This window comes from Klebsiella sp. CN_Kp075, assembly GCF_040065055.2.
Classification (GTDB): domain Bacteria; phylum Pseudomonadota; class Gammaproteobacteria; order Enterobacterales; family Enterobacteriaceae; genus Klebsiella; species Klebsiella aerogenes.
Genome location: NZ_CM198050.1, coordinates 2,716,432 through 2,739,634, shown reverse-complemented (window position 1 = coordinate 2,739,634; position 23,203 = coordinate 2,716,432). Strand labels below are relative to the sequence as shown.

General features: G+C 55.1%; 22 protein-coding genes. 10 read left to right on the top strand and 12 right to left on the bottom strand.

Annotated elements, in window-relative coordinates; genetic code table 11:
• The first annotated feature begins 55 nt into the window (after positions 1-55).
• The 4 genes from ABLV78_RS13105 (at position 56) to ABLV78_RS13090 (ending at position 4,310) form a co-directional block, all read left to right on the top strand.
• The gene (locus ABLV78_RS13105; protein WP_045394513.1) at positions 56-1,477 is read left to right on the top strand and encodes a GGDEF domain-containing protein; all 1,422 of its coding nucleotides are present in this window, start codon (positions 56-58) and stop codon (positions 1,475-1,477) included.
• An 81-nt stretch (positions 1,478-1,558) separates the two neighbouring features.
• Positions 1,559-2,098, top strand: coding sequence for a GNAT family N-acetyltransferase (locus tag ABLV78_RS13100; protein ID WP_047048155.1), 540 nt, complete (start codon positions 1,559-1,561; stop codon positions 2,096-2,098).
• A 103-nt stretch (positions 2,099-2,201) separates the two neighbouring features.
• Positions 2,202-3,653 carry a tagaturonate reductase gene (locus ABLV78_RS13095; protein WP_348865357.1) on the top strand — a complete coding sequence of 484 codons (1,452 nt, stop codon included), beginning with the start codon at positions 2,202-2,204 and terminating at the stop codon, positions 3,651-3,653.
• A 216-nt stretch (positions 3,654-3,869) separates the two neighbouring features.
• The gene (locus tag ABLV78_RS13090) at positions 3,870-4,310 is read left to right on the top strand and encodes a GNAT family N-acetyltransferase (protein ID WP_047048162.1); all 441 of its coding nucleotides are present in this window, start codon (positions 3,870-3,872) and stop codon (positions 4,308-4,310) included.
• A 159-nt stretch (positions 4,311-4,469) separates the two neighbouring features.
• Here the strand turns inward: ABLV78_RS13090 and denD are convergent, their stop codons facing one another.
• From denD to otnK, 5 genes are all read right to left on the bottom strand, one after another.
• Positions 4,470-5,453 (bottom strand): D-erythronate dehydrogenase, encoded by a 984-nt coding sequence (gene denD, locus ABLV78_RS13085; RefSeq protein WP_047048165.1) that lies wholly within the window; start codon positions 5,451-5,453, stop codon positions 4,470-4,472.
• 19 nt (positions 5,454-5,472) lie between these two features.
• Positions 5,473-6,789 carry an MFS transporter gene (locus tag ABLV78_RS13080; RefSeq protein WP_045394499.1) on the bottom strand — a complete coding sequence of 439 codons (1,317 nt, stop codon included), beginning with the start codon at positions 6,787-6,789 and terminating at the stop codon, positions 5,473-5,475.
• Positions 6,790-6,852: 63 nt separating this feature from the next.
• Positions 6,853-7,632 (bottom strand): 2-oxo-tetronate isomerase, encoded by a 780-nt coding sequence (otnI, locus tag ABLV78_RS13075; protein ID WP_047048168.1) that lies wholly within the window; start codon positions 7,630-7,632, stop codon positions 6,853-6,855.
• Positions 7,632-8,261 carry a 3-oxo-tetronate 4-phosphate decarboxylase gene (gene otnC, locus ABLV78_RS13070; RefSeq protein WP_045394494.1) on the bottom strand — a complete coding sequence of 210 codons (630 nt, stop codon included), beginning with the start codon at positions 8,259-8,261 and terminating at the stop codon, positions 7,632-7,634. Before otnC ends, otnI begins: the two co-directional genes overlap by 1 nt.
• A complete protein-coding gene (otnK, locus tag ABLV78_RS13065) occupies positions 8,258-9,526 on the bottom strand; it encodes a 3-oxo-tetronate kinase (protein WP_047048170.1) in 1,269 nt (422 codons plus the stop codon). The genes otnC and otnK overlap by 4 nt, the downstream gene beginning before the upstream one ends.
• Positions 9,527-9,747: 221 nt before the next feature.
• Between otnK and ABLV78_RS13060 the strand changes: the two genes are divergently transcribed.
• Positions 9,748-10,521 carry a DeoR/GlpR family DNA-binding transcription regulator gene (locus tag ABLV78_RS13060; protein WP_045394489.1) on the top strand — a complete coding sequence of 258 codons (774 nt, stop codon included), beginning with the start codon at positions 9,748-9,750 and terminating at the stop codon, positions 10,519-10,521.
• Here the strand turns inward: ABLV78_RS13060 and tam are convergent.
• On the bottom strand, positions 10,487-11,275 hold the full coding sequence (gene tam / locus ABLV78_RS13055) for a trans-aconitate 2-methyltransferase (protein WP_047048173.1): 789 nt from the start codon (positions 11,273-11,275) through the stop codon (positions 10,487-10,489). The two genes, ABLV78_RS13060 and tam, sit on opposite strands and share 35 nt — an antisense overlap.
• A gap of 178 nt (positions 11,276-11,453) precedes the next feature.
• Between tam and ABLV78_RS13050 the strand changes: the two genes are divergently transcribed.
• The gene (locus tag ABLV78_RS13050; RefSeq protein ID WP_047048174.1) at positions 11,454-12,254 is read left to right on the top strand and encodes an MBL fold metallo-hydrolase; all 801 of its coding nucleotides are present in this window, start codon (positions 11,454-11,456) and stop codon (positions 12,252-12,254) included.
• A gap of 6 nt (positions 12,255-12,260) precedes the next feature.
• Here the strand turns inward: ABLV78_RS13050 and ABLV78_RS13045 are convergent, their stop codons facing one another.
• The 4 genes from ABLV78_RS13045 to ABLV78_RS13030 form a co-directional block, all read right to left on the bottom strand.
• On the bottom strand, positions 12,261-12,551 hold the full coding sequence (locus tag ABLV78_RS13045; RefSeq protein ID WP_015366702.1) for a hypothetical protein: 291 nt from the start codon (positions 12,549-12,551) through the stop codon (positions 12,261-12,263).
• Between the two features lie 247 nt (positions 12,552-12,798).
• Positions 12,799-15,249 carry a Tle1 family T6SS lipase effector gene (locus ABLV78_RS13040; RefSeq protein ID WP_047048177.1) on the bottom strand — a complete coding sequence of 817 codons (2,451 nt, stop codon included), beginning with the start codon at positions 15,247-15,249 and terminating at the stop codon, positions 12,799-12,801.
• On the bottom strand, positions 15,237-15,809 hold the full coding sequence (gene tli1a / locus ABLV78_RS13035; RefSeq protein WP_047048182.1) for a Tli1a family immunity protein: 573 nt from the start codon (positions 15,807-15,809) through the stop codon (positions 15,237-15,239). The genes ABLV78_RS13040 and tli1a overlap by 13 nt, the downstream gene beginning before the upstream one ends.
• 121 nt (positions 15,810-15,930) lie before the next feature.
• The gene (locus ABLV78_RS13030; protein WP_047048186.1) at positions 15,931-17,100 is read right to left on the bottom strand and encodes an MFS transporter; all 1,170 of its coding nucleotides are present in this window, start codon (positions 17,098-17,100) and stop codon (positions 15,931-15,933) included.
• Between the two features lie 250 nt (positions 17,101-17,350).
• On the opposite strand from ABLV78_RS13030, the gene ABLV78_RS13025 reads away from it, so the two are divergent.
• On the top strand, positions 17,351-17,524 hold the full coding sequence (locus ABLV78_RS13025) for a hypothetical protein (RefSeq protein WP_162184068.1): 174 nt from the start codon (positions 17,351-17,353) through the stop codon (positions 17,522-17,524).
• Between the two features lie 51 nt (positions 17,525-17,575).
• Here the strand turns inward: ABLV78_RS13025 and ABLV78_RS13020 are convergent, their stop codons facing one another.
• On the bottom strand, positions 17,576-18,454 hold the full coding sequence (locus ABLV78_RS13020; protein WP_047048189.1) for a DMT family transporter: 879 nt from the start codon (positions 18,452-18,454) through the stop codon (positions 17,576-17,578).
• Between the two features lie 98 nt (positions 18,455-18,552).
• Between ABLV78_RS13020 and ABLV78_RS13015 the strand changes: the two genes are divergently transcribed.
• The gene (locus ABLV78_RS13015; protein ID WP_047048193.1) at positions 18,553-19,881 is read left to right on the top strand and encodes an aminotransferase-like domain-containing protein; all 1,329 of its coding nucleotides are present in this window, start codon (positions 18,553-18,555) and stop codon (positions 19,879-19,881) included.
• Positions 19,882-20,061: 180 nt separating this feature from the next.
• On the top strand, positions 20,062-21,228 hold the full coding sequence (locus ABLV78_RS13010; protein WP_047048196.1) for a YbfB/YjiJ family MFS transporter: 1,167 nt from the start codon (positions 20,062-20,064) through the stop codon (positions 21,226-21,228).
• On the opposite strand, the gene ABLV78_RS13005 is transcribed toward ABLV78_RS13010, so the two are convergent.
• On the bottom strand, positions 21,160-22,047 hold the full coding sequence (locus tag ABLV78_RS13005) for a LysR family transcriptional regulator (protein WP_047048199.1): 888 nt from the start codon (positions 22,045-22,047) through the stop codon (positions 21,160-21,162). The genes ABLV78_RS13010 and ABLV78_RS13005 overlap by 69 nt on opposite strands.
• Before the next feature lie 91 nt (positions 22,048-22,138).
• Here ABLV78_RS13005 and ABLV78_RS13000 point away from each other — a divergent pair, with 91 nt between their 5' ends.
• Positions 22,139-23,194, top strand: coding sequence for an NAD(P)H-dependent flavin oxidoreductase (locus ABLV78_RS13000; protein ID WP_047048203.1), 1,056 nt, complete (start codon positions 22,139-22,141; stop codon positions 23,192-23,194).
• The last annotated feature ends 9 nt before the right edge of the window (positions 23,195-23,203 follow it).

Here is a 23,203-nt window from a genome sequence, read left to right as displayed (position 1 = left end):
CTAACTAATTATTTACATAATAATTGCCTGAAACAATTAGACGGATAATTACTGAATGTCTTCACTGTCGATTCGGTCATTCACGCTATTTCGCGAGGATCAACCGGTGCGCGATGCGCTGGTGTTATTCACGCTGACGATCCTGCTGCACTTTATGGGCGCCATGCTGCGTCTGGTGCAGGAGCTTTCGTTCTTTTGGCCGCTCAATGCCGTCATGGCAGGTATTTTCGCACGCTACGTCTGGCTAAATCGCAGCTATTTTTACGCTATTTGTTTTGCCGCGATGCTGGTTTATGACGGCCTGACTTCCCGCTGGGGCATGGGTTTTGCGTCGCTGCTGATTAACTTCTCCAATATCGTCTTTATCGTTATTCTGGCGCAACTGGTGCTGTGGGATAAGCGGCGCGCCGATTCGATGCCGGGGCCAATTAACGCTCTGAATCTCTTTTGTTATTGCCTGCTGGCGGCGCTGGTGTGCGCCGCGGTAGGCGCCTTGGGCTCGGTTGATGTTGAACGGGCGACTTTTATTCCGCAACTGGCGGACTGGTTTAGCGAGCAGTTCTCGACAGCGGTACTCATCTTGCCGTTTATTCTGACCCTGACGCTGCCCTCGGTACTTGGGCGCTTTCGTTTTAGCCAACTGTTGCCGGTTATCGCGCTGGTGTTATCGATAGCGCTCGGCGTGGCGGTAGGCGGCGCCGGAAGCCTGACCTTCCCGTTGCCGGCCTTGATCTGGTGCGCGATTCGCTATCCCTTGCCGCTGACCTGCCTGCTGACATTTATGACCGGTATCACGGAAATTCTGCTGGTGGCGAACTCGCTTATTCATCTGTCGCCGGATGCGCGTCCTCAGCCGTGGCAGCTGTTTTCAACCCGTCTTGGTATGGCGGCGATGCTGATTAGTCCGGTGATCGTGGCGACCAGCGTCGAGGCTATCAATAACCTGGTCAAACAGCTGGCGCTCCGCGCTGACTTTGATTTTCAGACCCGCGTTTACTCGCGCTCCGGTTTGGGCGAGGCGCTGAAACGTCAGGCGCCGCAGGCGAATAAACAGCTCTCGGTGATGGTGCTGGATATCGACGGTTTTAAACGGGTGAATGATACCTGGGGTCATGAATGCGGTGACTGCGTGCTGGCCCAGTTTGCCCAGCGCGTACGTGAACTGGCAGGCGAAGAGGGGATGGTGGCGCGTATCGGCGGGGAAGAGTTTGCCGTCGCGGCGCTGCTCGATAATGCTCAACAATCCCATCTGCTGGCGGAAAAAATTCGCCAGGGAATCGAGTCGGAAACCTTCACCTGGGGGCAGCAGCGCATTCGCCTGACGGTGAGTCTTGGCCTGCAGTGCCGTGAAGTGGGTGAAGGACGGATCGCCGAGCTGTTTAATCAGCTGCTAATGGAAGCGGATGACCTGTTAGTCAACGCCAAGCAGGCCGGGCGCAATCGTGTTTGCGTGCAAGCGCTGCCTGACGGCGTGTGATAAGAAAATCCAATGGTCTTTTAGCTTGAGTTAAATATTAGTTAAAAACATAGTGATGTGGTCATTATCAGGGAGCAACCCATGGCCACACCTATTTCACTTCGCACGCTGACGCGTGAATCCATTCTTGAGCATCTTCCGCAATTAAATGAAATCCTCGCCAGCTGCGTTAACGGCGGGGCTTCGGTCAGTTTTATGCAGCCGTTTTCGCCGGATACCGGCGAGCGATTCTGGCAGCGGATGGCGCAAAGCGTCGCCGCCGGTGAGCGGATTGTGCTGGCGGCAGAAAACCAACAACGGCAGATAGTGGGGACCGTCCAGTTGATTATCGACCAACCGGAAAACCAGCCTCACCGTGCCGATATCGCCAAGCTTTTGGTTCACCAAAATGCGCGCCGACAGGGGATCGCCGGGTTACTGATGAGCGAGCTTGAGGCTATTGCACTGGCGCACGGGAAAACGGTACTGGTGCTGGATACCGCTACCGGCAGCGGAGCGGAACGCTTCTATCAGCAGTGCGGCTGGCAAAAAGCGGGGGAAATTCCGCAGTTTGCCTTAATGCCTGACGGGGAAATGACGAGCACCACGCTGTTCTATAAGATCCTCCCGGCGACAGAATAAAGCGAAGAGGTTTGATCAAAACGGGGTTTTGCCAATCATAAAACCTGATAACTTATTGGACCAATTACTCAGGTTGTATGACTACTCTAAGAGGGAACCCATTGTGAAAACCTTAAACCGTCGTGATTTCCCCGGCGCGCAGTACCCTGAACGTATCATCCAGTTTGGCGAAGGTAACTTCCTGCGCGCGTTTGTTGACTGGCAGATTGACCTGCTTAACGAGCATACTGACCTGAATGCTGGCGTGGTCATCGTCCGACCCATCGCCAGCGATTTCCCGCCGTCGCTAAGCACTCAGGATGGCCTCTACACCACGATTATTCGCGGATTGAATGAAAAGGGCGAGGCGGTCAGCGATGCGCGTCTTATTCGTTCGGTAAACCGCGAAATTAGCGCCTACCACGATTACGATGAATTTCTGCGCCTGGCGCACAATCCGGACATTCGTTTTGTCTTCTCCAACACCACGGAGGCCGGTATTAGTTACCATGCGGGCGACCGTTTCGACGATGCGCCCGCGGTAAGTTATCCGGCGAAACTGACGCGGCTGCTATATGAGCGCTTCAGCCATTTTGCCGGCGCTGCTGATAAAGGCTGGGTTATCATCCCTTGTGAGCTCATTGATTATAACGGCGAGGCGCTGCGTGAACTGGTGCTGCGCTATGCACGTGAATGGGTGCTGCCGGCAGCTTTCGCCGCCTGGCTTGCAGAGGCGAACACCTTCTGTTCGACGCTGGTGGACCGCATCGTGACCGGCTATCCGCGCGATGAAGCGGAGCAGATTGAAACGCAGCTTGGCTATAACGACGCCTTTCTTGATACCGCCGAACACTTTTACCTGTTCGTGATCCAGGGGCCGAAATCGCTGGCCGCCGAACTGCGCCTCGATAAATTACCGCTCAACGTGCTGATTGTTGACGATATCAAACCGTATAAAGAACGAAAGGTCGCGATTCTCAACGGCGCGCATACCGCACTGGTGCCGGTGGCCTGGCAGGCAGGTCTGGACACCGTTGGTGAAGCGATGAACGACGTGGAAGTCTGCGCATTTGTCGAAAAAGCGATATACCAGGAGATTATCCCGGTTCTCGATCTGCCGCGCGATGAGCTGGAATCATTCGCCAGCGCGGTAACAGGACGCTTCCGCAATCCCTATATCAAGCACCAACTGTTATCTATCGCCCTTAATGGCATGACTAAATTCCGCACTCGTATCCTGCCGCAGCTGCTGGCAGGGCAGAAGCAGAGCGGTAAGCTCCCAGCGCGCCTGACCTTCGCGCTGGCGGCGCTGATCGCCTTCTACCGCGGCGAACGTAACGGTGAAGTCTACCCGGTTCAGGACGACGCGGAGTGGATCGAACGCTTCCAGTCGTTGTGGGCGCAGCATCGCGACGGCCAGCTTGCAACGCGGGATCTGGTAACGTCGGTGTTGTCGGTAGAAACGCACTGGCAGCAGGATCTGACGAAGGTGCCGGGGCTGACGGCGCAGGTGACGGTCGATCTGGAGGCTATTTTACGTGATGGCATGCGCAGTGCCGTAAAACCGCTGTGCTAAACGCTCCACTGTAATGACCCGGCATGCTGCCGGGTTAATTTTTATCATTAGTTACAACATTCTGATTGTTATTAACAATAAACCGTTGCAGTAACGCCATACCCGCATCGCTTAGTAGGGAGGAAAAAGATGAAATGTGCACTCGGCGCTTGAAGTCATTTTCAGAAAGCAAAATAATGACTTAACGATGACGTTTAGCGTGCGGAGATCCCATCAATGAATATCGACATTCGTGAACCTGCCGACCGGGATTACAGCGCCTGGCGAGCGTTATGGGTGGGGTACACGCAGTTCTATAATAGCCCGCAGCCGGATAGCGTTACCGAACATACCTGGCGGCGTTTGCTGGATCCGCATTCACCGGTAATCGGCCGGGTGGCCGTGGTTGATGGCGAGGTGCTGGGGTTTGCTATCTGCGTACTGCACGAAGGCACCTGGGTGATGACGCCAATTTGTTATCTGGAAGACCTGTTTGTTGCGCCAAAAGCCCGCGGACGGGGAGTCGCGAGAACGCTGATTCAAACCCTGCAGGCTGAAGGTAAAATTCAGGGATGGTCGCGGCTGTACTGGCACACCCGTCACGATAATCCTGCACGCCGACTGTATGATGAATTCACTCCTGCGGACGATTATGTTCGGTATCTGATGAAGCTCTAGCTGTGCGACACAGGAGAAGCAACATGGAAAAACGAATCGAAACTACCGTTAATCTGATTATGTTTCTGTCGTTACTGGCCACCGCCTGGGATCTTTCGCTGGTTCACGACTTCCCCTGGTAACATGCCGCGGCGCCGTCGGGCGCCGCTGGTACCGAACCTATTTGAGGTAATCCGCCATATACTCTTCGATCATTTCGCTGAAGCTGTGGTTGGCGCTAAACCCAAGACGCTGAGCGTAACGCGTGTCGAAATCGCCGGGCCATGAATTGACAATGCGTTCAATGGCGGCATCGGGGATGAAGGTAATGCGCTGCGCGACCTCACTGCCGGCAACCTGGCGTAACGCCGCGATCATCTGTTCGACGCTGACCGACAGCCCGCAGAGATTAATCACCCGACCGTCCGTCAACTGTGCTTCAGCCAGTTCATGCCCGTGAATTAAAGCTTTAATTGCGTTACGGGGCGACAACAGCCATAAACGAGTATCCGCCGGGACCGGGCAAACGGCGGGTTCTCCATTAAGAGGCTCGCGGATAATACCGCTGGCAAAACTCGATGCCGCCTGATTGGGCCTTCCCGGACGCACGACGATGGTGGGCATGCGCAGACTTCTGCCATTAAGCCAACCGCGTCGGCTGTAATCCGCCAGTAACAGATCGCAAATCGCTTTTTGTGTGCCGTAAGAACTCTGCGGCAACCATACCTGTGAATCGCTCACTTTTTCCGGCAAGTCGCCGCCGAACACCGCCACCGAACTGGTGGTCACCAGTTTGACGCTCTGCGGCAGCTGACGCAGGTGCTCCAGCAGTTGGCGGAAGGCATCAACGTTGATTTTCATCCCCAGCTCGAAGTCTTGTTCCGCCTGGCTTGAAACGATGGCGGCTAAATGAAAGACGCTATCGACCTGAGCGGGAATCGCGCTACGTAACCATTCGCTATCGCTGATGTCGCCGGTTAATACTTGTAAACGGCTATCGTCGATCCCCTGTAATGCCACGCGGTCGATAGCGATCAGTCTACCGATTTCTTGCGTTTCGCCCTGCGGGCCGCTTAGCGAACCACGTTGAAGCAGGGCCTTGACCAGTTGGGAGCCAAGAAATCCGGCGGCGCCGGTAACGGCAATCGTTAATGTATTATTCATGGTGATGTTCTCAATATTATTAATGGTTAACCATACGAGCAGGAATGCGGAATATCGCAGCGGCGCCGATAAACAGCGTCGCGGAGATGATTAAGGTGCCAGTTAGCGTCGAATGGGTCATATCGGTGAGCAGGCCCATGATCCACGGCGCGACAAAGCCGGCGAGATTGCCAAAGGAGTTGATTACCGCGATACCAACCGCCGCTGAAGCGCCGCCAAGGAAGGCCGTCGGTAGGCTCCAGAAGAGTGGTAGGGTGCTCAATCCGCCCGCGGCGCCAATTGTTAAGCCGATCATCGCAATCACCAAATCGTGGCTGAACAACGCCGCAATAATCATGCCCAGGCCGCTCATGACGGCGATGGCGGCGAGATGCCAGCGACGTTCTCTGTGTTTATCGGCGCTACGCGAAGCGGCAATCATGGTGACTATCGCTGCGGCATAAGGAATAGCGGTTAACAATCCGACTTTCAGCACATCGCCTTCACCGGCGTTGTGAATCAGCGTTGGCATCCAGAAACTAACGGTATAGAACCCGGCAATCAGGCAGAAATAGATAAAAGTCAGTAACCAGACCTTCGGATTCTTCAGGACGGCCAGCATTGAACCATGCTGCTCGGTTTTATGGCTGCCATCGCTGTGCAGTCGCGCCTCGAGCAACGCTTTTTCGTCATCTGAAAGCCATTTCGCCTGAGAAATGCGGTCGGTAAGCAGAAATATCACCAGTACGCCAATCAGCAGTGATGGCGCGCCTTCAATAATGTACAACCACTTCCAGCCAGCGAGACCGCCATACTCATGAAAATGGCCCATAATCCAGCCAGAAAGCGGAGCGCCGAGGATCCCCGAAAGCGGCACGGCGGTAGCAAAGAGGGCAAACATCCGTCCGCGGCGATAGCTGGGGAACCAGAACGAAAGATACAGAATTACGCCGGGATAAAAGCCTGATTCCGCCACGCCTAAAAAGAAGCGCACGGTATAAAACTCCAGCGGCGTGCGCACGAATGCCGTCAGCGGCGCGATGAGCGCCCAGGAAATAAGTAAACCGCCAAGTAAACGTCTGGCGCCGAAGCGATGAAGGATCATATTGCTGGGAATTTCAAAAAAGAAAAAGCCGATAAAAAATATTCCCGCGCCGATACCGTAAACAGTATCGGAAAAGGCCAGATCGCTCGACATTTGCAATTTAGCGATACTGACGTTGATTCGATCAAGATAGGCCAGAATATAGCAAATCATTAATAAGGGCAGCGTGCGGCGGACGACTTTCTTCCACACTAACTCTTCATTTACGGCAGGCGCAACCGCCTCCAGGCTCAACGCAGAGTGGTTTGACATAGTTCTATCTCCAGAAAATGAGCGCGCATCGGCGCTCACTGAGGCATTGATATTATGTGATTTTTAGTTATTTAACCAAGGTTGCGCCCAGCGCAGTCCGGCTTGTGTCCCGGCGCGTGGACTATATTCTGCGGCGACGTAACCCTCATATTTTTCCTGCTCGAGTACGGCGAATATCCATTGATAATCCACTTCGCCGTCAATCGGTTCCTGGCGCGCCGGTACAGATGCGATCTGGATATGGCCGATATACTCTTTAAAGTTTTTCAATAAATAAGTTAGATTGCCATCGACTTGCTGGGCGTGGAAAATATCAAGCTGCAGTCGAATATTATCGCGGTCCGCCTGGTGAATATATTCCATCGCCTGATATTGGCTGGAAAATAAATATCCCGGACGGGTGGCGGGCGATAAACCTTCAAGCAGAATGGTGATGTTATGCGGTTTGGCTCGATCCGCCGCGTAGCGTACGTTGTCAATAAACGTGTTAGCACATTGCTGCCGGTCGAACCCTTCGGTGACGCCCGCCATAACGTGTATCGCCGGGCACTGCAGAGCTGCAGCATAATGAATAGCTAAATCAATGGCTTTGCGGGCTTCCTGTTCACGGCCGGGTAAAGCCGATAACCCCCATTCGCCGCGTGCGGTATCGCCTGCCGGAGTATTGATGCCGATAAGCTTGAGGTGATGTTTCTCTAATTCGTGGGCGACGGTCGCTACGGGATATTCATAGGGGAACCACATCTCCACGGCGTTAAAACCGGCACTAGCCGCCAGGGAGAAGCGCTCCAGAAGCGGATTTTCGCCGAATAACATCGATAAATTGGCAGCAAGTTTCAACATTATTGCATTCCTCGAAGCACAGTCATTTGTTGATGATCGAGATAGTTCACCGGGCTGTTTTTCAACGTGAAGAACAGGCGGGCGGACGCTTCCATCTCTTCCAGATTGTCGGCGGCATCGCGAAGCGATTTACCCACCACCACCGGACCATGATTAGCCAGCAAAAAAGCCTTATGCTGCGCGGCGCGTTCGCCGAGCCATTGGCCAATCTGCGGATCGCCTGGGCGGAAATAGGGGACAAGCGGTATTTCACCTACCCGCATGACCACATACGGCGTGCAGGCCGGCAGGGTATTAGCCGGATCCAGATCCTGCAGGCAGGATAAAGCCGTCAGGTAGTGGCAATGCAGATGGACGACGGCGCGACACTGAGGATTGTTGCGGTACAGCGCGAGATGAAAACTCACCTCTTTTGAGGGTTTTAACCCCGAGAGCAATTCACCGCTCAGGGTCACGTGCGACAATTCTTCGGCGTTAAGCTCGCCAAGACAGGAGCCTGTCGGGGTGGCCAGAATCGTGCCGTCAGCAAGCTGGACGGAAAGATTGCCCGCCGAACCGGTTGCGTAGCCGCGTTGAAAGAAAGAGCGTGCGATAGCCACCATCTGTTGGCGTAAGGATGACTCGTTCATGCGCAAACCTCCGCGGACTGCGCGCGAGCAAAGAAATTGTCATCGCCAAAATTACCCGATTTGAGCAGCAGGAAAAGCGGTCGGGAATCTGCCTTAATCCACGGCACGCCGGGTGAGACCGCGGCGCCAATAGCGAAATGGCGAAGCTCCAGCGCTTGCGTTACCGCGCCGGAGGTTTCTCCACCAGCGACGATGAACCGGCTCACGCCTTGCTGCACAAGTTGTTTTGCCAACAGAGAAAACAGCGCCTCAACGATCAACCGGCTTGGCTCGGCGCCATAGCGCTGCTGGATATTGTGCAGTTCGGCGACCGAAGTGGTGGCATAAATCATAGGCGCCATGTCCGCGTTGGACTGCTTTTTCAGCCATTCAACGATCTGGACGCAGTACTCATCAAGCGTCCAACGTTTATCCAGCAAACCTGCCACGTCCACGGCCAGCGATGGCGCCAGTTGGCGGTATTTTTCCACCTGCGCCTGAGTTCTCATAGAACAGGAGCCGGATAATACTACCGTGCTGGCCGCTGGCGTGGTGACGCTAAAGGGAAGGGAAGGCGCCGTGGCGTTGGCCCAGCAGCGCGCGAGACCGGCGGCTAAGCCGGATCCCCCGGTAACCAGCTTCATATCGTGCAGCGCTTGTCCCTGAATTTGCAGATGTTTATCGTTTAATGCGTCCAGTGCGATATAGCGATAGCCCGCGGCGGATAGGGTTTGGATGCCGTCGCGCACGGCCGCCTCGCCGGACTCCAGCATCTGAGCATTGATAACGGCGCATGTTCCGCGTGACTGACGTTCCATTAAACGTCGCAGATCGCTGTCATCCATGGGATTGACCGGATGATTGCGCATACCGGATTCCTGGAGCAGGCGATCTTCAACGAATAAATGTCCCTGATACACCGTACGACCGTTAATGGGCAAGGCCGGAGAGATCACCGTGGTTGCGACGCCCAGCGCATCCATTAAGGCATCGGTGACCGGACCGATATTCCCCGCGATCGTGCTATCGAAGGTGGAGCAGTACTTAAAATAAAAACGATCGCACCCCTGTTGTTGCAACCAGTGCAGCGCATTCAGTGACAGTGTCACAGATTCTTTGGCTGGAACAGAACGTGATTTCAGACTCACGACTAATGCGCGAGCATCACCCAGGTAATCTTCTCCTGGGACGCCGCTAAACAGGCTGGTCGCTATTCCGTTATTGGCCAGAAAACTGGCGATATCCGTCGCGCCGGTAAAATCATCGGCAATTATGCCTGCTCTCATATCCAGTCCTCTTCATACAGCGAGTGTTAATTTACGGTACTATCTGTTGTTAAATGTTAATATCAATGATTCAGATGATGAATACAGCGACGGTGATCACATTAAATAACATTTATTATCTATTTTTCACATGGTGTGGCGCTGTCAATCCGATGTACAGCCCATCTGAATGTGATAAAATGTGAAAATATGAGATGACGAGACACCATCAGGAGAAATCGATGCTGCCGTTGGAAAGACAAGAGAAGATACTGGAAATCATTAAAGACAAAGGGGTGGTCAGCGTCGTCGAACTGGTCGAGGCGCTGGGCGTGTCGCATATGACGATCCGCCGCGATATTCAGCGCCTGGAGCAGCTTAACGTGCTGGCCAGCGTATCAGGGGGCGTGGCCCTGCCGCAACGAACCCGCTTGCTGAATGAACCTTCGCATCGCGATAAGACTCTGATGTTCCCACAGGAAAAGGAAGCTATTGGCCTGGCGGCGCTTAAGCATATTCCGGCGAATAGCACCGTCTATCTGGATGCCGGGACCACGACGCTGGCGTTGGCTGAAAACCTGGTTGAGCGCAAGGATTTGCTGATCGTCACCAATGATTTTGCCATTGCCAATTTGATGATTGAACGCGGGCAGTGTGAATTGATTCATACCGGCGGGCGTCTATGTCGTGAAAATCAGTCAGCCGTTGGCCACCTGACGGCGAAAATGTTAGAGAATCTGTTTATCGATGTCGCGTTTATTTCAGCGTCATCGTGGAATTTACGCGGTCTGTCGACGCCTAACGAAAATAAAGCCATCGTGAAACAGACCGTCGCGAAGGTGAGTGAAAAATGTATCCTGCTCAGCGATTCATCAAAATACGGAAAAATGGCGAATTACCTGATCCTGCCGCTGAGCGAACTTGATGTCATCATCAGCGATGACGGGCTGAGTAGCAGCGTGGTAAATCAACTGAATGCGCTTAACGTTGAGGTCGAACTGGCGACGAGGCGTTAACCAGGCGTCGCGCGACAATAAACAGCCGCGGGAACAATAACAGCACCTTTCCGTTACACTGTAACGGATAGTGTTGCTGTAACAGCGTCAGATAACGCTCTAAAAACACCTTCTTTTCTGCTTCATCAAGATTTTGCAGATACGGGCGCAGACCGGTCGCCTGCAGCCAGTCAACGATCGCCTGGTGCGACTCCAGAGGGTGATAATAGGTGGTGCGCCAGATGTCTACCTCGCAGCCGCTGTGGGTCAGCAAGTCGTAATACTGCTGGACGCTGGGGAGCGGCTGTCGGCCGCTTTCCGGAAATCCCAGTTCTTCAGCAACCTGACGCATCAGAGTATGAGAGGGCTCTTGCCAGTTATCCGGCATCTGAACCGCCAGAACGCCGCCATCGCTTAACTGACCGGCCAGCCGTGGTAACAGCGTTTGATGGTCTGTGAGCCATTGCAAAGAGGCATTGGCATAAATCAGGTCAACCCGCTCTGCGGAATACCAGTCTTCGATATTCGCCGTAACGAATTCGCAATCGGGAAGCGCTTGCGTCGCCTGTTCCAGCATGGCGACGGAATTATCAACGCCGATAATTCGTGCTTCAGGCCAGGTAGCACGCAGCAAGGCAGTGCTGTTACCGGGGCCGCAGCCCAGATCGACTGCCAGCTTTACCGGCTGTTGCGCAATACGCGCCGTGAGCTCAGCCGCCGGTCGGGTACGCTCATCAGCAAATTTCAGATACAACGAGGGATTCCAGTCTGCCATAGTCGACCTCAGATTAATGTTCCGCGTTCATCAGCATAGAGGACGTAGCGCGGTTGTGAAGCTGTTTTTTAGTGACGGTGTCACTTTTTTGGGGGTGAAGGGTGCGGCGTTCATCACACAGATTGCAGGGTTTCTTCGTTACACTGGTCGTGCATATATAACAGGGATGAATGATATAATGGCCTTAACCATCAGGGTATTACTGGAAAATCGCCTTGCGGCGCACGCCGACCCGGCGTTGATAGCCAAAGCCGGGCTCAGCCTGCTCATTGAAGATGAAACCAGTAAAGTGCTGTTTGATACCGGCCCGGACGGCAGTTTTCTTGAGAATGCGCAGTGGATGGGGATTAAACTGGAGAATTTGACCGCGACGGTATTATCACACGGCCACTACGATCATTGCGGCGGCGTCCCCTGGCTGCCGGATGAGAGTCGAATTATCTGTCATCCACGGCTTGCCCAACCGCGCTATGCCGCTATCAGCCTTGGCCGGCACGTACGCAAAATCAAAAAACTCTCGCTTGAGCTCGACTATTCCCGCTTTCGCATGGAATGCTACCGGCAGCCGTTTGCCATCAGCGAACGTCTGTTGTGGTCCGGAGAGATCGTGGTAAACCGTCCGCAATCCTTTGGCGTTTTAGCCAGTACGCCGTTGACGCCTGATTATATCGTCGATGAAGGCGTCCTTATTTATCTCTCCGACCACGGTCTGGTCATCATCTGCGGCTGCGGACATCGCGGAGTAGAGAACATCGTGCGGCATTGTCAGAATATCACCGGCATTGAGCGGGTCCACGCGTTGATCGGTGGGCTACACCTACGCGCCACATCTGTCGCCAGGGTCTGGCAGGTCAGGAGTTACTTACAGCAGCTGCAGGTGGAGAAAATTATGGCCTGTCACTGTACCGGCGCTTGGGGAAAACTGTGGCTCGCCGGCGCACAGGCACCGGCCACCGGCGATATTTTGCAACTAGCTTAATAAGGGTTAGTCGGCATCTTTGAGCATTTCGGCGCGCCGGGCGGTGGCATAGACGAATTCCAGCATCGGCTCAAGGTCAGTATCGTGTCCCGCCTGGATGATTTTGCCACGCAGCCATTCGATTTCGCTGGTGATATCCGGATGAAAAATGTTGTTGTCCTGCGCCTTGCGTAACCATTTGAGAAGAAAATTATTTTTCCCTCTCGCTCCGCCCGATTTCTTCGTTTTTACGTGGATTTTCAGCGCGACCAGAATGCAGTAGTAAAAATGGACGCGCTGGTTGAAACTTTGATGCATGTCGGTATTTCCCGCCAGGGTAAGCCGCTCGCCGCATCAGGCGACGAGTCGAATGGAGCCAGGTCACGGGGGGATCGTTTTGTTGACGACCTCTATCACTGCACCCGTACCGCCCGGCATCCAGGACTGGATGCTCGCGGAATGGTGGCACGGATATTAAAGCGTCGTCAATTATTGATTAAATTGTTACCAGTATCATGATTAATCGGCATACATCATACGTTCTGCCCGGCCTGTTGTATTTTGATTAATTTATGGTTTCCTGCGCAAGCTCCAGCAAGATGGCGTTAATCGCGTCTTTATGCTGTGCGAGATACTGCTCTGCCATGGCGGCTTTTTGCTGTGCGATAGCCACCCCCGGTTGCTGTGTGAAGGCTCTCAGCAGTTCTGAGCCAGGTAGCATGGGGATCGGTTTCCCGGACAGAATATCGATCGCTTCAACTTCCAGACTGATGGCACCGAAGGCACCGGCGACGCCCAGTATTTTCCCCTGAACGCTTTTTTGCCTGATGGCGAGAGCCACGCCACCCGCCAACGTGGCGGCGCCCACCACCCAGCCGGCCACAATAAGGGGGGAAAGTGATTTGTTGCAGTTGTTGCCGAAATAGACCATCCGGTAACGGAAGTAACCGCCCCAGGGTTCACGGGAGCCAAAGGCATTGTGCATGAACCAAGCCCGTGAATCATGGATCTGATCGTCAAACAATGCTCGGACAAGACTGGCGGGCCGGTCTGTATTGACAGCTTCGCCGGTGTCAGGAAACAGCACTTTCAGCCGGGATTCGCCGGCAGTCTTCATGCGCATCCACTCCGCGTATTCATCGTCGGTGTTCAGCAGGTACAGGGTATTTTTAAGGGCGTAAAGGGGTTCGTAATACCATGATTGAGTACTGTCCCGCCGCAGTTCCCGGTAATCCTCCCTGAATTCTTCAGCACCCTGTCGCAGCTGGGTCTGACCGAGCATTGCATCGAAGTCTTTCGGTCCCTGAGGTAGAAGGATAAAACTGTTTTTTGGCGCCTTGATTAACTCGTTTTTGCGGTCATCTTCCACGGCCTTCTGTTTGTCTTCCCGCTCCTGTTCATGGGCTTTGCGGACTTCCGGGTCACTGTCGGCATCCAGGCCGCTGGCGGCGGCATCGAGGTAAAAGCGCTGTGTTTTATAGGTTCCTGTGGCGTAACGCCCGATGCGCCAGGTGGTAAGCCAGGCGACCTGGGTTTCCATAGCCTTTTCCAGGGGAATTGGTGCTAGCGCAGGTGTGAACTGAGAGGCCTGCTCCGGGCTGATATCCTCTTCTAATGAGGCGAGGTTCAGGGTCAGGGTACGCCAGGCATTAAAGCGACGCACCATTAGAGACTCAATGATAAACTCATCCTGTACATCCGGCGGCAATGCCCGCCACTGGTCTTTTTTCAGCGCGTCAGGGATGGCTTCAAGGGGAACCTTAAGAGGGGCGCCAGCGGCGAAAGCGGCGGCATACATGTCATGTAGGGCAATCTGTGACAGCAGCAGGGCATCATCCGGCCCGTTCGCCTTGCCCTGGTCCCCCGGTGGATAGCCGCCGCCGAGGTCGGAGTGCATGCCCGGATAGAGTACCTCGACGCAGCGGGCCGGATAGGAGCCATCGGTGCGGCGGATGGAGTCCAGCGGAAAGCACAGACGCTGCTCGTGAGCAGAAACCAGATGTACACCGTGCTTTATCAGTCCGCCGTATCTTTTTTCCTCCGGCAGTGCCTGATTGCCGTCAGCCCAGCCCATATGCCCTTCGGCAACCGGGGCGATATGCGGTATTCCGACGGATGCGACAGTATCGAGCAGACCGAGAAACTCAACGCTGAGAGGGATTTTAAGGTCGCCAGACATCAGGCACTGCTCCGGTTTATCCTGGCCTTCCTTCGGGGCGGGAAGCAGTTCGCTGAGCCAGCTGACAAAGGCGCGTGCTGCCGCCGCACCCCGCGAAAAACCGTAAATATACAGCTTAATGCCCAGTAGCTTCATTTGTCCGGGGCCCCCGGGATTAAGCGCCACTTTCAGTCTGCTGTGCAGCGGTGGAGATTTAAGAAGGCGCTGAAACTCGTTATAGCGGTTACTGCCGCCGGTCAGCCCGAAGGACATCATGGTGGTGGACATAGCCTGCACCGATGACCAGCATTCTCCGTCGTCCATTTTACCGAGTCCGGTGGTACGTCGCAGCGCATCAATGATGCGCAGTAGTCCCCAGTTAATCCTGTCTTCCCCGTGAGAGGCAAAGGCCAGCCCGCCCATGGTGAAATCGAGATCCATAATCTCCGGGAACGGGGTGCCGATACCGGGCATATAGTACTTATAATACTTGTTGCCGGCCGTGTCCGGCAGGTCCGTCAGAGCTGAATTATTATTTCCGAGCCCGGCGGCATAGCCTTGTCCTACGGTGGCACGAAAAAGGCGGGCGATATTGGTGGGGTGTTTGGGGTCTGCGATGTTGAGGTCGTGATTGAGGTTGTTGCCGGTACCGTCAAAGAACACGCTGATATGCAGGGTTTTGCAGCAGGGCGGCGCGACCAGGCGGTTTGCGGCGAGACAGAGTTCGTTATGGTAAGCCCGCTCCTGACTGTCCTGCTGGTGACAGTTTTTCCCGGTCAAAGAGGCAACAGAGGGAAGGCGTCCCTGCTCCGGGAAAGATGGTGGATACCAGACCGGCGCACTATTCACTTCGGACATACGGCGGGCTCCTTCATCTGAATGGGGTCTTTAACCGGATAAGCCGGACTGCCGTAATCGGCGCAGCTTGTTGTGACTTTTACCTGGTCACAGGGCTGGAAATGCACGGTGATGCCGCAGGTTTTGTCTGTGGAGGTATAGGGCGGGAGTGGCACGATGCGTGAATGCTGTTTTTTCATCCGCCTGATTTTTGCGAACCATTCCCTATTTTTAGCACTGTACTCATCCCAGGCACGATTTCTGTCTTTTTGAGACATCCCTGTGGTATTAGGTGGGATGGGTTTGGGTTCTGTCATATCAAGAGTGCTACCCAGACCTGTTTCCCAATCCACTCTGACTGTCAGGCCGGGTTTCCATGACGGCGGCGCGCGGTAACAGCACCCGCCGCCTCCCCCCTGAAAGGGGCCTATGGCATCCAGACCGGACTGTCCGTTAACGCTGAAATGATTAATCGCCCATTTGGTATGGTTGATGGCTTCGATAGTGCCTGCAAATGCGACGGGAGAGCCGGTAAGCAGCAGAACGACACCGGTCAGCAAAGTCCTGTAACAGGGATTCATCCATAATTCCTTTTATTCTGGGATGGGGTATGGTCATAATACCTACTATTTGTAAGGATTCCCCGCTGTTTTTTCTGAAAATCAAAAACAGGCTTAACGCGAGTTGTAGTTACACTGAGCTTCAGATCCCTCGACGAACCCGAAGTAGCAGGATAAATGCCATGGCGACCACTACCGCGGCCAGCAGATATAGCGTATCGAGCGCATAATAACCCGCCACCCAACCGGCAACCGGGCCGGTCAAACCCAGCGCCAAATCGAGAAAGGCTGAATAGGTGCCTAGCGCCGTACCCTGGTTTTGTTCTTCTACCTGTTTCACCGCCTCGACGCCCAGCGCCGGGAAGACCAGCGAGAAACCAGAACCGGTGAGGAATGCGCCAATACCGGCGACCCACGCCGACGGCGCCTGCCAGATAATCAATAATCCAAGACACTCCACTACGAAGCAGACAAGCGACACCGGCACGCCGCCGTAGCGGGTAATGGTGTTGCCAAGGATCAGGCGTATACAAATAAAACCGATGCTGAAGAGAGAGAGCGTGAATGCAGCGCCTTGCCAGTGGTGAGCCGAAAAATAGAGGGTGATAAAGGTGGCGATGACGCCAAAGCCGACGGTACCCAGCGCCAGCCCCAGCCCGTAGGGCCAGATCCTGCGCACTACCACATGGAATGGCGCTCTCACTCCGGCGGTTACGCTGACATCCTGTCGCGTGCGGGCAAACAGCAGGCCAATTAGCGCAACCAGCACTACCACTACGGCAAAACCGCTGATGCCAAAATAGCTATTGAGCATCACCCCCAGCGGCGCGCCGACGGCCATTGCCACGTAGGTCGCGACGCCATTCCATGAAATCACCCGCGAGGTGTGAATCGCGCCAACGGTTTTAATGCCCCATAACGTCGCCCCGGTGGCGGTAAAGCTTTCTCCCACGCCGAGGAAAATCCGGCCAATCAACAGGGCGCTGACGGCGAGAAGCGGTATAGCTTGCAACATCACCGCCGCGAGGGTGAAGAGTCCGCTTAACATGCAGCAGATGATGCCGAGGCTAACGACCTTTTTCGGCCCCCAGATATCGGTATAGCGGCCAGCGTGAGGTCGACTTACGAGCGTTGAAATGTACTGCAGGCTGATAACGACTCCGGCGATTAGCGTACTGTACCCGAGCTGATAGTGGATGTAGCCGGGAAGCACCGCCAGCGGCAGGCCGATGGAGAGATAGCAGATACAGGTGAAAACCACGATGGAAATAATACGCAGGTTAAGCTGAGTGGTGCTAACAGAAGTGGTCATAACGCTAAGTGTTTAAAACGAAAGGGAGGATAAGCATAGCGCAAGCGCGGCGACTCCGGCGAGCGGGCGAGCATTTTATGCCAACGCTCGGTTCATTTATTGGCAAAATGACCGATAATATAGCTATACAGATGATAAATAACGCCCATATTATTTTTTAGAGTGATACCTGAGTTTGAAAGGGAAATGGATGAGTGGCCAGTCTTAGGATGGAGCACGGCAATCTATTTGCTTCCCGGAGGTCATCGCGATGAAAAAATTACTTATATTGCTCATTGTTTTTGCAGCATCCGCCTGTTCAGGAGGTTCCTCATCATCCTCGGGGATGGCGCCGGGTCAGGGCCTTGATTCGCAAACCTGCATGAACGACACCATTGATGCTAACAGCGCCTGCGGCCATTCGGTTGCGCCACAGTTTAATTGATATAAGACAGCCTGAGAGAGGAGCGCGCCTCAAATCAGGCTGCCGACTATTTTAACGGGCAAAGCGCTTCGAACCGATCACGCAGAAAATGATGCCAAGCGTGACGACTACCATCAACGGGCTCACTGCTTCATGAAGGAGCAGCGCCGCCAGCGCCAGGCCGAAAAAGGGCTGCAATAGCTGGAGTTGACCGACCGCCGCAATACCGCCGATTGCCAGTCCCCGATACCAGAAGATAAAGCCTACCAGCATGCTGAATAACGAGACATAGGCCAGCGCCGTCCATGCAGACGCACTGATACCCCTGAGGCTGATGGGAAGCGTTAAGCCGCAGGCTATCAACATCAGGGGTAGGGACAGGAGCAGCGCCCAACAGATGACCGCCAGCCCGCCAAGCTCTCGGGTGAGGCGCCCCCCCTCGGCATAACCCAATCCGCAGACCACTACCGCCGCCAGCATTAGCAGATCGCCCGCGACGGAGATCCCGGCATTACCGGCCAGCGCGAAACTGGCCACCAGAACGCTGCCCAGCAGCGAGAATCCCCAAAAGGCAGGGCGCGGTCTCTCACCACCGCGGATCACCGCGAAAATCGCCGTCGCCAGCGGTAATAACCCAATAAAAACAATTGAGTGTGCGGATGTCACCCGCTGTAGCGCCAGCGCCGTCAGCAGCGGAAAGCCGATGACCACGCCGCCGGCAACCAGCGCCAGTGAACGCCATTGTCCCGCTTGCGGGCGCGGCAGGCGTAAAAGCCAGATCAGGCCCAGCGCAAGCACCCCGGCAATCGCACCACGACAGAAAGTCAGGAAAAAAGGATCGAATTCCTGCACGGCGATGCGGGTGGCGGGTAGCGAGCCGCTAAAAATAGCGACGCCGATAAAGCCGTTTATCCAACCGGATATGGAAGTGGAAGCGCGACGGTTGTGCACGTGTGACCTCTTTGTAGTGATAGTTAAGGTGGTTGACCGGGTCGATAGTAGGTCGCACAATTCATGACAATCAAATAATTGTCATGGATACAATGACGATGAAAAACCGCTATAAATCTCTGGTTGATCGCTATGCGGCAGCAATCCGCAGCGGTGCGCTGGCGGCTGGCAGCCAACTGCCGACCCATCGGCAATTGGTCGTTGAACACGGAATTTCTCTGGCTACCGCGACGCGGGTCTACAGTGAACTGGCGTTAATGGGGCTGGTTAGCGGTGAAACGGGACGCGGCACTTTTGTGCGTGAACTGAGCTTGCCGCCGGGGCTGGGTGTCGATCAGCACGCCATTGCCCCGGATATGATCGATCTTAATTTCAACTCTCCGGCGTTGCCGGAACAAACCGTTCTCCTGCGCGAGGCCTTAAAAAAACTCTCTGGCGCGGGCGATCTGGAGGCGTTGTTACGCTATCAACCGCACGCCGGACGCATGAGCGAACGGGAAATAGTGGCCCGGCATCTTAACAGACAGGGTATTGCGGCCAGCGCCGGGCAGGTCGCTATCGTTAACGGCGCTCAGCATGGGCTGGCGGTCACGCTCGGCGGCCTGCTGCGTCCCGGCGATGTGGTTGCGGCAGATGCATTGACCTATCCGGGATTTCGCGCCCTCGCCAGGCTCTATCAACTTGAACTGGTTGCTATCCCGCACACAACACAAGGGCCGGATCTCGACATGCTTCGCAGCCTGTGTGAAAAACGGCGGGTAAAAGCGATTTACACCATGCCGACGCTGCATAACCCTCTCGGCTGGGTAATGAATCTGGCGCAGCGTAGTCAACTGGTTGATATTGCCCGCCAGTTCGATTTGTTCCTCATTGAGGATGCCGCCTATGCATGGTTGATTGACAACGCGCCGCCGCCGCTGATGTCTCTGGCGCCTGAGCGTACGGTCTATGTGTGCGGTTTTTCAAAAAACATCGCCACCGGTTTACGGGTTGGCATGGTGGTATGCCGCGAGGCGTTAATGCCGGCGATAGAGCGGACGATCCGCGCCACCAGCTGGAATACGCCGGCCTTAACGACGGCGCTGGTCTGCGGCTGGATCCAGGATGGGACGCTGGCCCGGCTCGAAACTATAATGCGCGCAGATGCGCGGAGGCGGCAGGCCATCGCCCGTCAGGCGTTGGCTGGCTTACCAATGATTGGCAATGAAAATGCCTGGTTCCTTTGGCTGCCGTTGGGCGAGGAGATCCGCGCCGATCGCGTCGTGAAACAGCTGCTAACCATGAATATCGCTATTTCCACCGCCGAACCGTACAGCGTCGGCCGTGATGTGCCGCATGCTTTACGTCTGGCGCTGGCGTCACCGAGTCTCGATAAACTGAGCGCCGCGCTGAAGATAATGCGGCCCATTATCGAGTACGGCGTTTAACGACCATTTGCTCCTGACAACCATCCTTCGTCTCTAATCGAAGTATCTTGCGGTAGGTGCTTTTACTCTTTGCCTTAGCGCGACGACTTGCTCGGCGCATTATGCTATTACATAATAAAAAGAGAATTAAAGTTAAATGATATTCTCTTTTTGAGATTAATTGTGCAAGGGGTAACGGAGATGCGACAAATCAGGCCGCAGATAAACGCTTTCTTATTAGCGCTGGCAGGGGCGACGGTATTAATGATTGGTATGGGTTACGGCCGCTTCGCCTTCACCGGGATCCTGCCGGTGATGTTAAGCGATCAGATCCTGACGCTGCGTCAGGGTAATCTGGCCGCCTCCGCTAATTATGCCGGATACCTGCTGGGAGCATTGTTGCTGGCGAAGGCAAAGCCGGAGCAGGCGACCAGAATGAATATTGTCTCGGTCATTCTGACGCTAATTTGTCTGGCGCTACTGGCCTGGCTGCGTTCGCCGCTGGCTATCATTATCCTGCGCGGGTTGGCCGGGGTACTCAGTGCGGTAACGCTTATCTCCGCCTCGTTATGGCTACTGCAGCATATGAAACATCATAACGGCGCGCCGGTACTGTTTGCCGGTGTCGGGATGGGGATCTTTTTGTCGGCGGAGTTTATTGCCGCCGGTAAAGCGCTGGCGTTTAGCAGTCAGCAAATCTGGCTACTGTGCGCCATCACGGCGACGGTGCTGTTTTTATGCGCCTTACGCGGATTATTAAGCCCGGCGGATTCGCTGCTGGCGTTACACAGCGGGCCCGCAACAGCGATGCCGAGCGACAATGGGCGCACGAGCGATGCGGTAAAATTGCTGCTGATATATGGCCTCGCGGGTTTTGGCTACATCATCACCGCGACCTATTTGCCGCTGTTTTTGCACGGCGCGCTATCGGGTATCGACCCGGTGCACCTGTGGGCGGTATTTGGTCTCGCGGCGGTACCTTCCTGTTTTATCTGGCACCAACTTGTACTAAAAATTGGCTATCAGCGGGCATTTTGTAGCAATCTCGTTATTCAGGCCTTCGGCGTGGCCTTACCGGCATGGAGCCACTCATTCACCTTTTGTCTGTTGAGCGCGCTGCTGGTTGGGGCGACCTTCCTTGGGACGGTAACCATTGCCTTGTCAGAGGGCAAGCGGCTAAATCAGGCGGTAAAATTTAATATGATTGCCGCGCTCACGGCGACTTACGGCGTCGGGCAGATAATCGGGCCGCTGGTCGCCGATAGGTTATACAGCCTGACGGGATCGTTTAATCCTTCACTATTGACGGCCAGCGGCGTGTTGCTGGGAGCCGCCGGGCTGGTTGCCTGTGGCCGGCGTCAGCAATAACTGGCGCAGGGCGTCGAGAATAGGCGACACATACCCGCGGCGCCAGATAAGCTGGGTGGCGGCCTGGGTCACGTATTGCGTCTGGCAGCCTGCGGGCAGCGTGAGCAGGGCCAGGACGCTTTCCGGGAGCAAACAGGCGTAGCGACCGGTGGCGACGTTGGCCATCATCGCGTGATAGGAGCTGACATCGACGATGTCCACGTGCGTTCCCGTCTGCTGCAGATATTCGATGCCGCGCTGGCGGTAGGAACATCCTGCCGGGAAGGCGGCAAAGCGGTAGTCGCGCCCATCAACAGGGGCGATCAGGACCAGCTGTTCGATGAAAAGCGGTAGATATTCAAGCGTTTGTGGGCATTGAAGGCTGCCGTCAGGACCGGCCGGCAGTGAAACCAGCGCGCAGTCCAGCGTTGCGTTTTCGACCAGTTCAGTCAGCTGACGGGTGGGCATGGTACGCAATGTCAGGTCGGCGTCCGGACAGCGTTGCTGAAACAAAGGCAATATGGCCGGCAGGCGGCTGGCGGCGCAGGCTTCCATCGCGCCGAGTTTTAACGTCCCCGCGGGCCGTGCCGGGTGCAGCGCCAGTTTGGCCTCTTCGGCAAGGCTTAAAATTCGCCGCGCGTAGCTGAGAAAGTTTTGTCCGGCGGGTGAAAGCAGCATCTTCTTGTTTCCGCGCACGAAAAGCTCGACTTCCAGCTCCTCTTCAAGCTGCTGAATGCGCGTGGTGATATTGGATTGCGCGCGACCAAGTTGTTTCGCCGCCTGAGTGACGCTTTGCGTTTCGGCCACCAGTTTAAAGATCAGTAATGTGGTGTGGTTCATATTTTTCTTCTCAATATGACAATGCAGTTGATCTTATCATCTTAAAAAGAGATGGTTAATGTCTCACATCGCAAATTGCGCAGGATCGTCAATGAATCAACATTTAATGCAATTGCTTAATATTCGTTACCCGATTATTCAGGCGCCGATGGCGGGCGTGTCGACGCCGGCCCTGGCTGCGGCGGTAAGCAATGCCGGGGGATTGGGATCGCTTGGGCTCGGCGCGTCGACGGTTACGCAGGCGCAGGCGCTTATTGAACAAACCCGGCAGCTCACCGAACGTCCCTTTAACGTCAACCTTTTCTGTCATACGCCGTCGCGCCGCGATGCTGTTCAGGAAGCGCAGTGGCTGGCGCGGTTGGCTCCGGCGTTTGCCCGCTATCACGGCACGCCGCCGAAACAGCTTAACGAGATTTATCAGAGCTTCCATCAACATCAATCCATGCTCGATATGCTGCTTGAAGAGAAGCCGGCGGTGGTGAGTTTTCATTTTGGCGTGCCGTCTTCAGAGGTTATTCGCCGCTTCCAGCAACAGGGAACGGTGACGATGGCGTCCGCCACCTGCGTCGCGGAAGCGCGATTAATTGCGCAAGCGGGTATTGATGTCGTTATTGCGCAAGGGTATGAGGCCGGTGGCCATCGGGGGATTTTTGACCCGCACGGCGACGATCGTCAAATGAGCACCTTCACTCTGCTTCAGGCACTACTGCGGGCCGTCGATTTACCCATTATCGCCGCCGGCGGCATTATGCATGGAACGGCTATAGCCAGTCTGATGCAGCTCGGCGCGTCGGGCGTTCAGCTGGGAACCGCGTTTTTATTATGCCCGGAAGCGGGTATAGATAGTGGATATCGACAGGCGCTCACGCAAAATAGTGACGTTGTCACCTTTTTGACGGCGGCCATTTCGGGCCGGCCAGCACGCTGCGTTAAAAATAGCTGGAGCGAAATGGTGGCTTCATTCAATGAACGGGACATTCCCGCCTATCCGCTCGCTTATGACGCCGGAAAAGCGCTGGCGACGGCGGCAAAGGCGCAGGGTGATCATGGTTTCGGCGCGCACTGGGCGGGACAAGGGGTGGCGATGATCCGCGAAATGCCGGCGGCAGACCTGGTCAGGGTTCTGGTGGTAGAAGGCGGCCTGTAGTAGCCGCCT

What these genes read in the sequence shown, in the direction of transcription:
- ABLV78_RS13025 (WP_162184068.1), top strand. Translation starts at nt 17,351, where the DNA reads ATGAAAAAATTACTTATATTGCTCATTGTTTTTGCAGCATCCGCCTGT.
- ABLV78_RS13060 (WP_045394489.1), top strand. Translation starts at nt 9,748, where the DNA reads ATGCTGCCGTTGGAAAGACAAGAGAAGATACTGGAAATCATTAAAGAC.
- ABLV78_RS13050 (WP_047048174.1), top strand. Translation starts at nt 11,454, where the DNA reads ATGGCCTTAACCATCAGGGTATTACTGGAAAATCGCCTTGCGGCGCAC.
- ABLV78_RS13005 (WP_047048199.1), bottom strand. Translation starts at nt 22,047, where the DNA reads ATGAACCACACCACATTACTGATCTTTAAACTGGTGGCCGAAACGCAA.
- ABLV78_RS13045 (WP_015366702.1), bottom strand. Translation starts at nt 12,551, where the DNA reads ATGCATCAAAGTTTCAACCAGCGCGTCCATTTTTACTACTGCATTCTG.
- otnC (WP_045394494.1), bottom strand. Translation starts at nt 8,261, where the DNA reads ATGAACGAGTCATCCTTACGCCAACAGATGGTGGCTATCGCACGCTCT.
- ABLV78_RS13040 (WP_047048177.1), bottom strand. Translation starts at nt 15,249, where the DNA reads ATGTCCGAAGTGAATAGTGCGCCGGTCTGGTATCCACCATCTTTCCCG.
- ABLV78_RS13015 (WP_047048193.1), top strand. Translation starts at nt 18,553, where the DNA reads ATGAAAAACCGCTATAAATCTCTGGTTGATCGCTATGCGGCAGCAATC.
- ABLV78_RS13030 (WP_047048186.1), bottom strand. Translation starts at nt 17,100, where the DNA reads ATGACCACTTCTGTTAGCACCACTCAGCTTAACCTGCGTATTATTTCC.
- tli1a (WP_047048182.1), bottom strand. Translation starts at nt 15,809, where the DNA reads ATGAATCCCTGTTACAGGACTTTGCTGACCGGTGTCGTTCTGCTGCTT.
- ABLV78_RS13080 (WP_045394499.1), bottom strand. Translation starts at nt 6,789, where the DNA reads ATGTCAAACCACTCTGCGTTGAGCCTGGAGGCGGTTGCGCCTGCCGTA.
- otnI (WP_047048168.1), bottom strand. Translation starts at nt 7,632, where the DNA reads ATGTTGAAACTTGCTGCCAATTTATCGATGTTATTCGGCGAAAATCCG.
- ABLV78_RS13090 (WP_047048162.1), top strand. Translation starts at nt 3,870, where the DNA reads ATGAATATCGACATTCGTGAACCTGCCGACCGGGATTACAGCGCCTGG.
- otnK (WP_047048170.1), bottom strand. Translation starts at nt 9,526, where the DNA reads ATGAGAGCAGGCATAATTGCCGATGATTTTACCGGCGCGACGGATATC.
- ABLV78_RS13000 (WP_047048203.1), top strand. Translation starts at nt 22,139, where the DNA reads ATGAATCAACATTTAATGCAATTGCTTAATATTCGTTACCCGATTATT.
- ABLV78_RS13105 (WP_045394513.1), top strand. Translation starts at nt 56, where the DNA reads ATGTCTTCACTGTCGATTCGGTCATTCACGCTATTTCGCGAGGATCAA.
- tam (WP_047048173.1), bottom strand. Translation starts at nt 11,275, where the DNA reads ATGGCAGACTGGAATCCCTCGTTGTATCTGAAATTTGCTGATGAGCGT.
- denD (WP_047048165.1), bottom strand. Translation starts at nt 5,453, where the DNA reads ATGAATAATACATTAACGATTGCCGTTACCGGCGCCGCCGGATTTCTT.
- ABLV78_RS13100 (WP_047048155.1), top strand. Translation starts at nt 1,559, where the DNA reads ATGGCCACACCTATTTCACTTCGCACGCTGACGCGTGAATCCATTCTT.
- ABLV78_RS13010 (WP_047048196.1), top strand. Translation starts at nt 20,062, where the DNA reads ATGCGACAAATCAGGCCGCAGATAAACGCTTTCTTATTAGCGCTGGCA.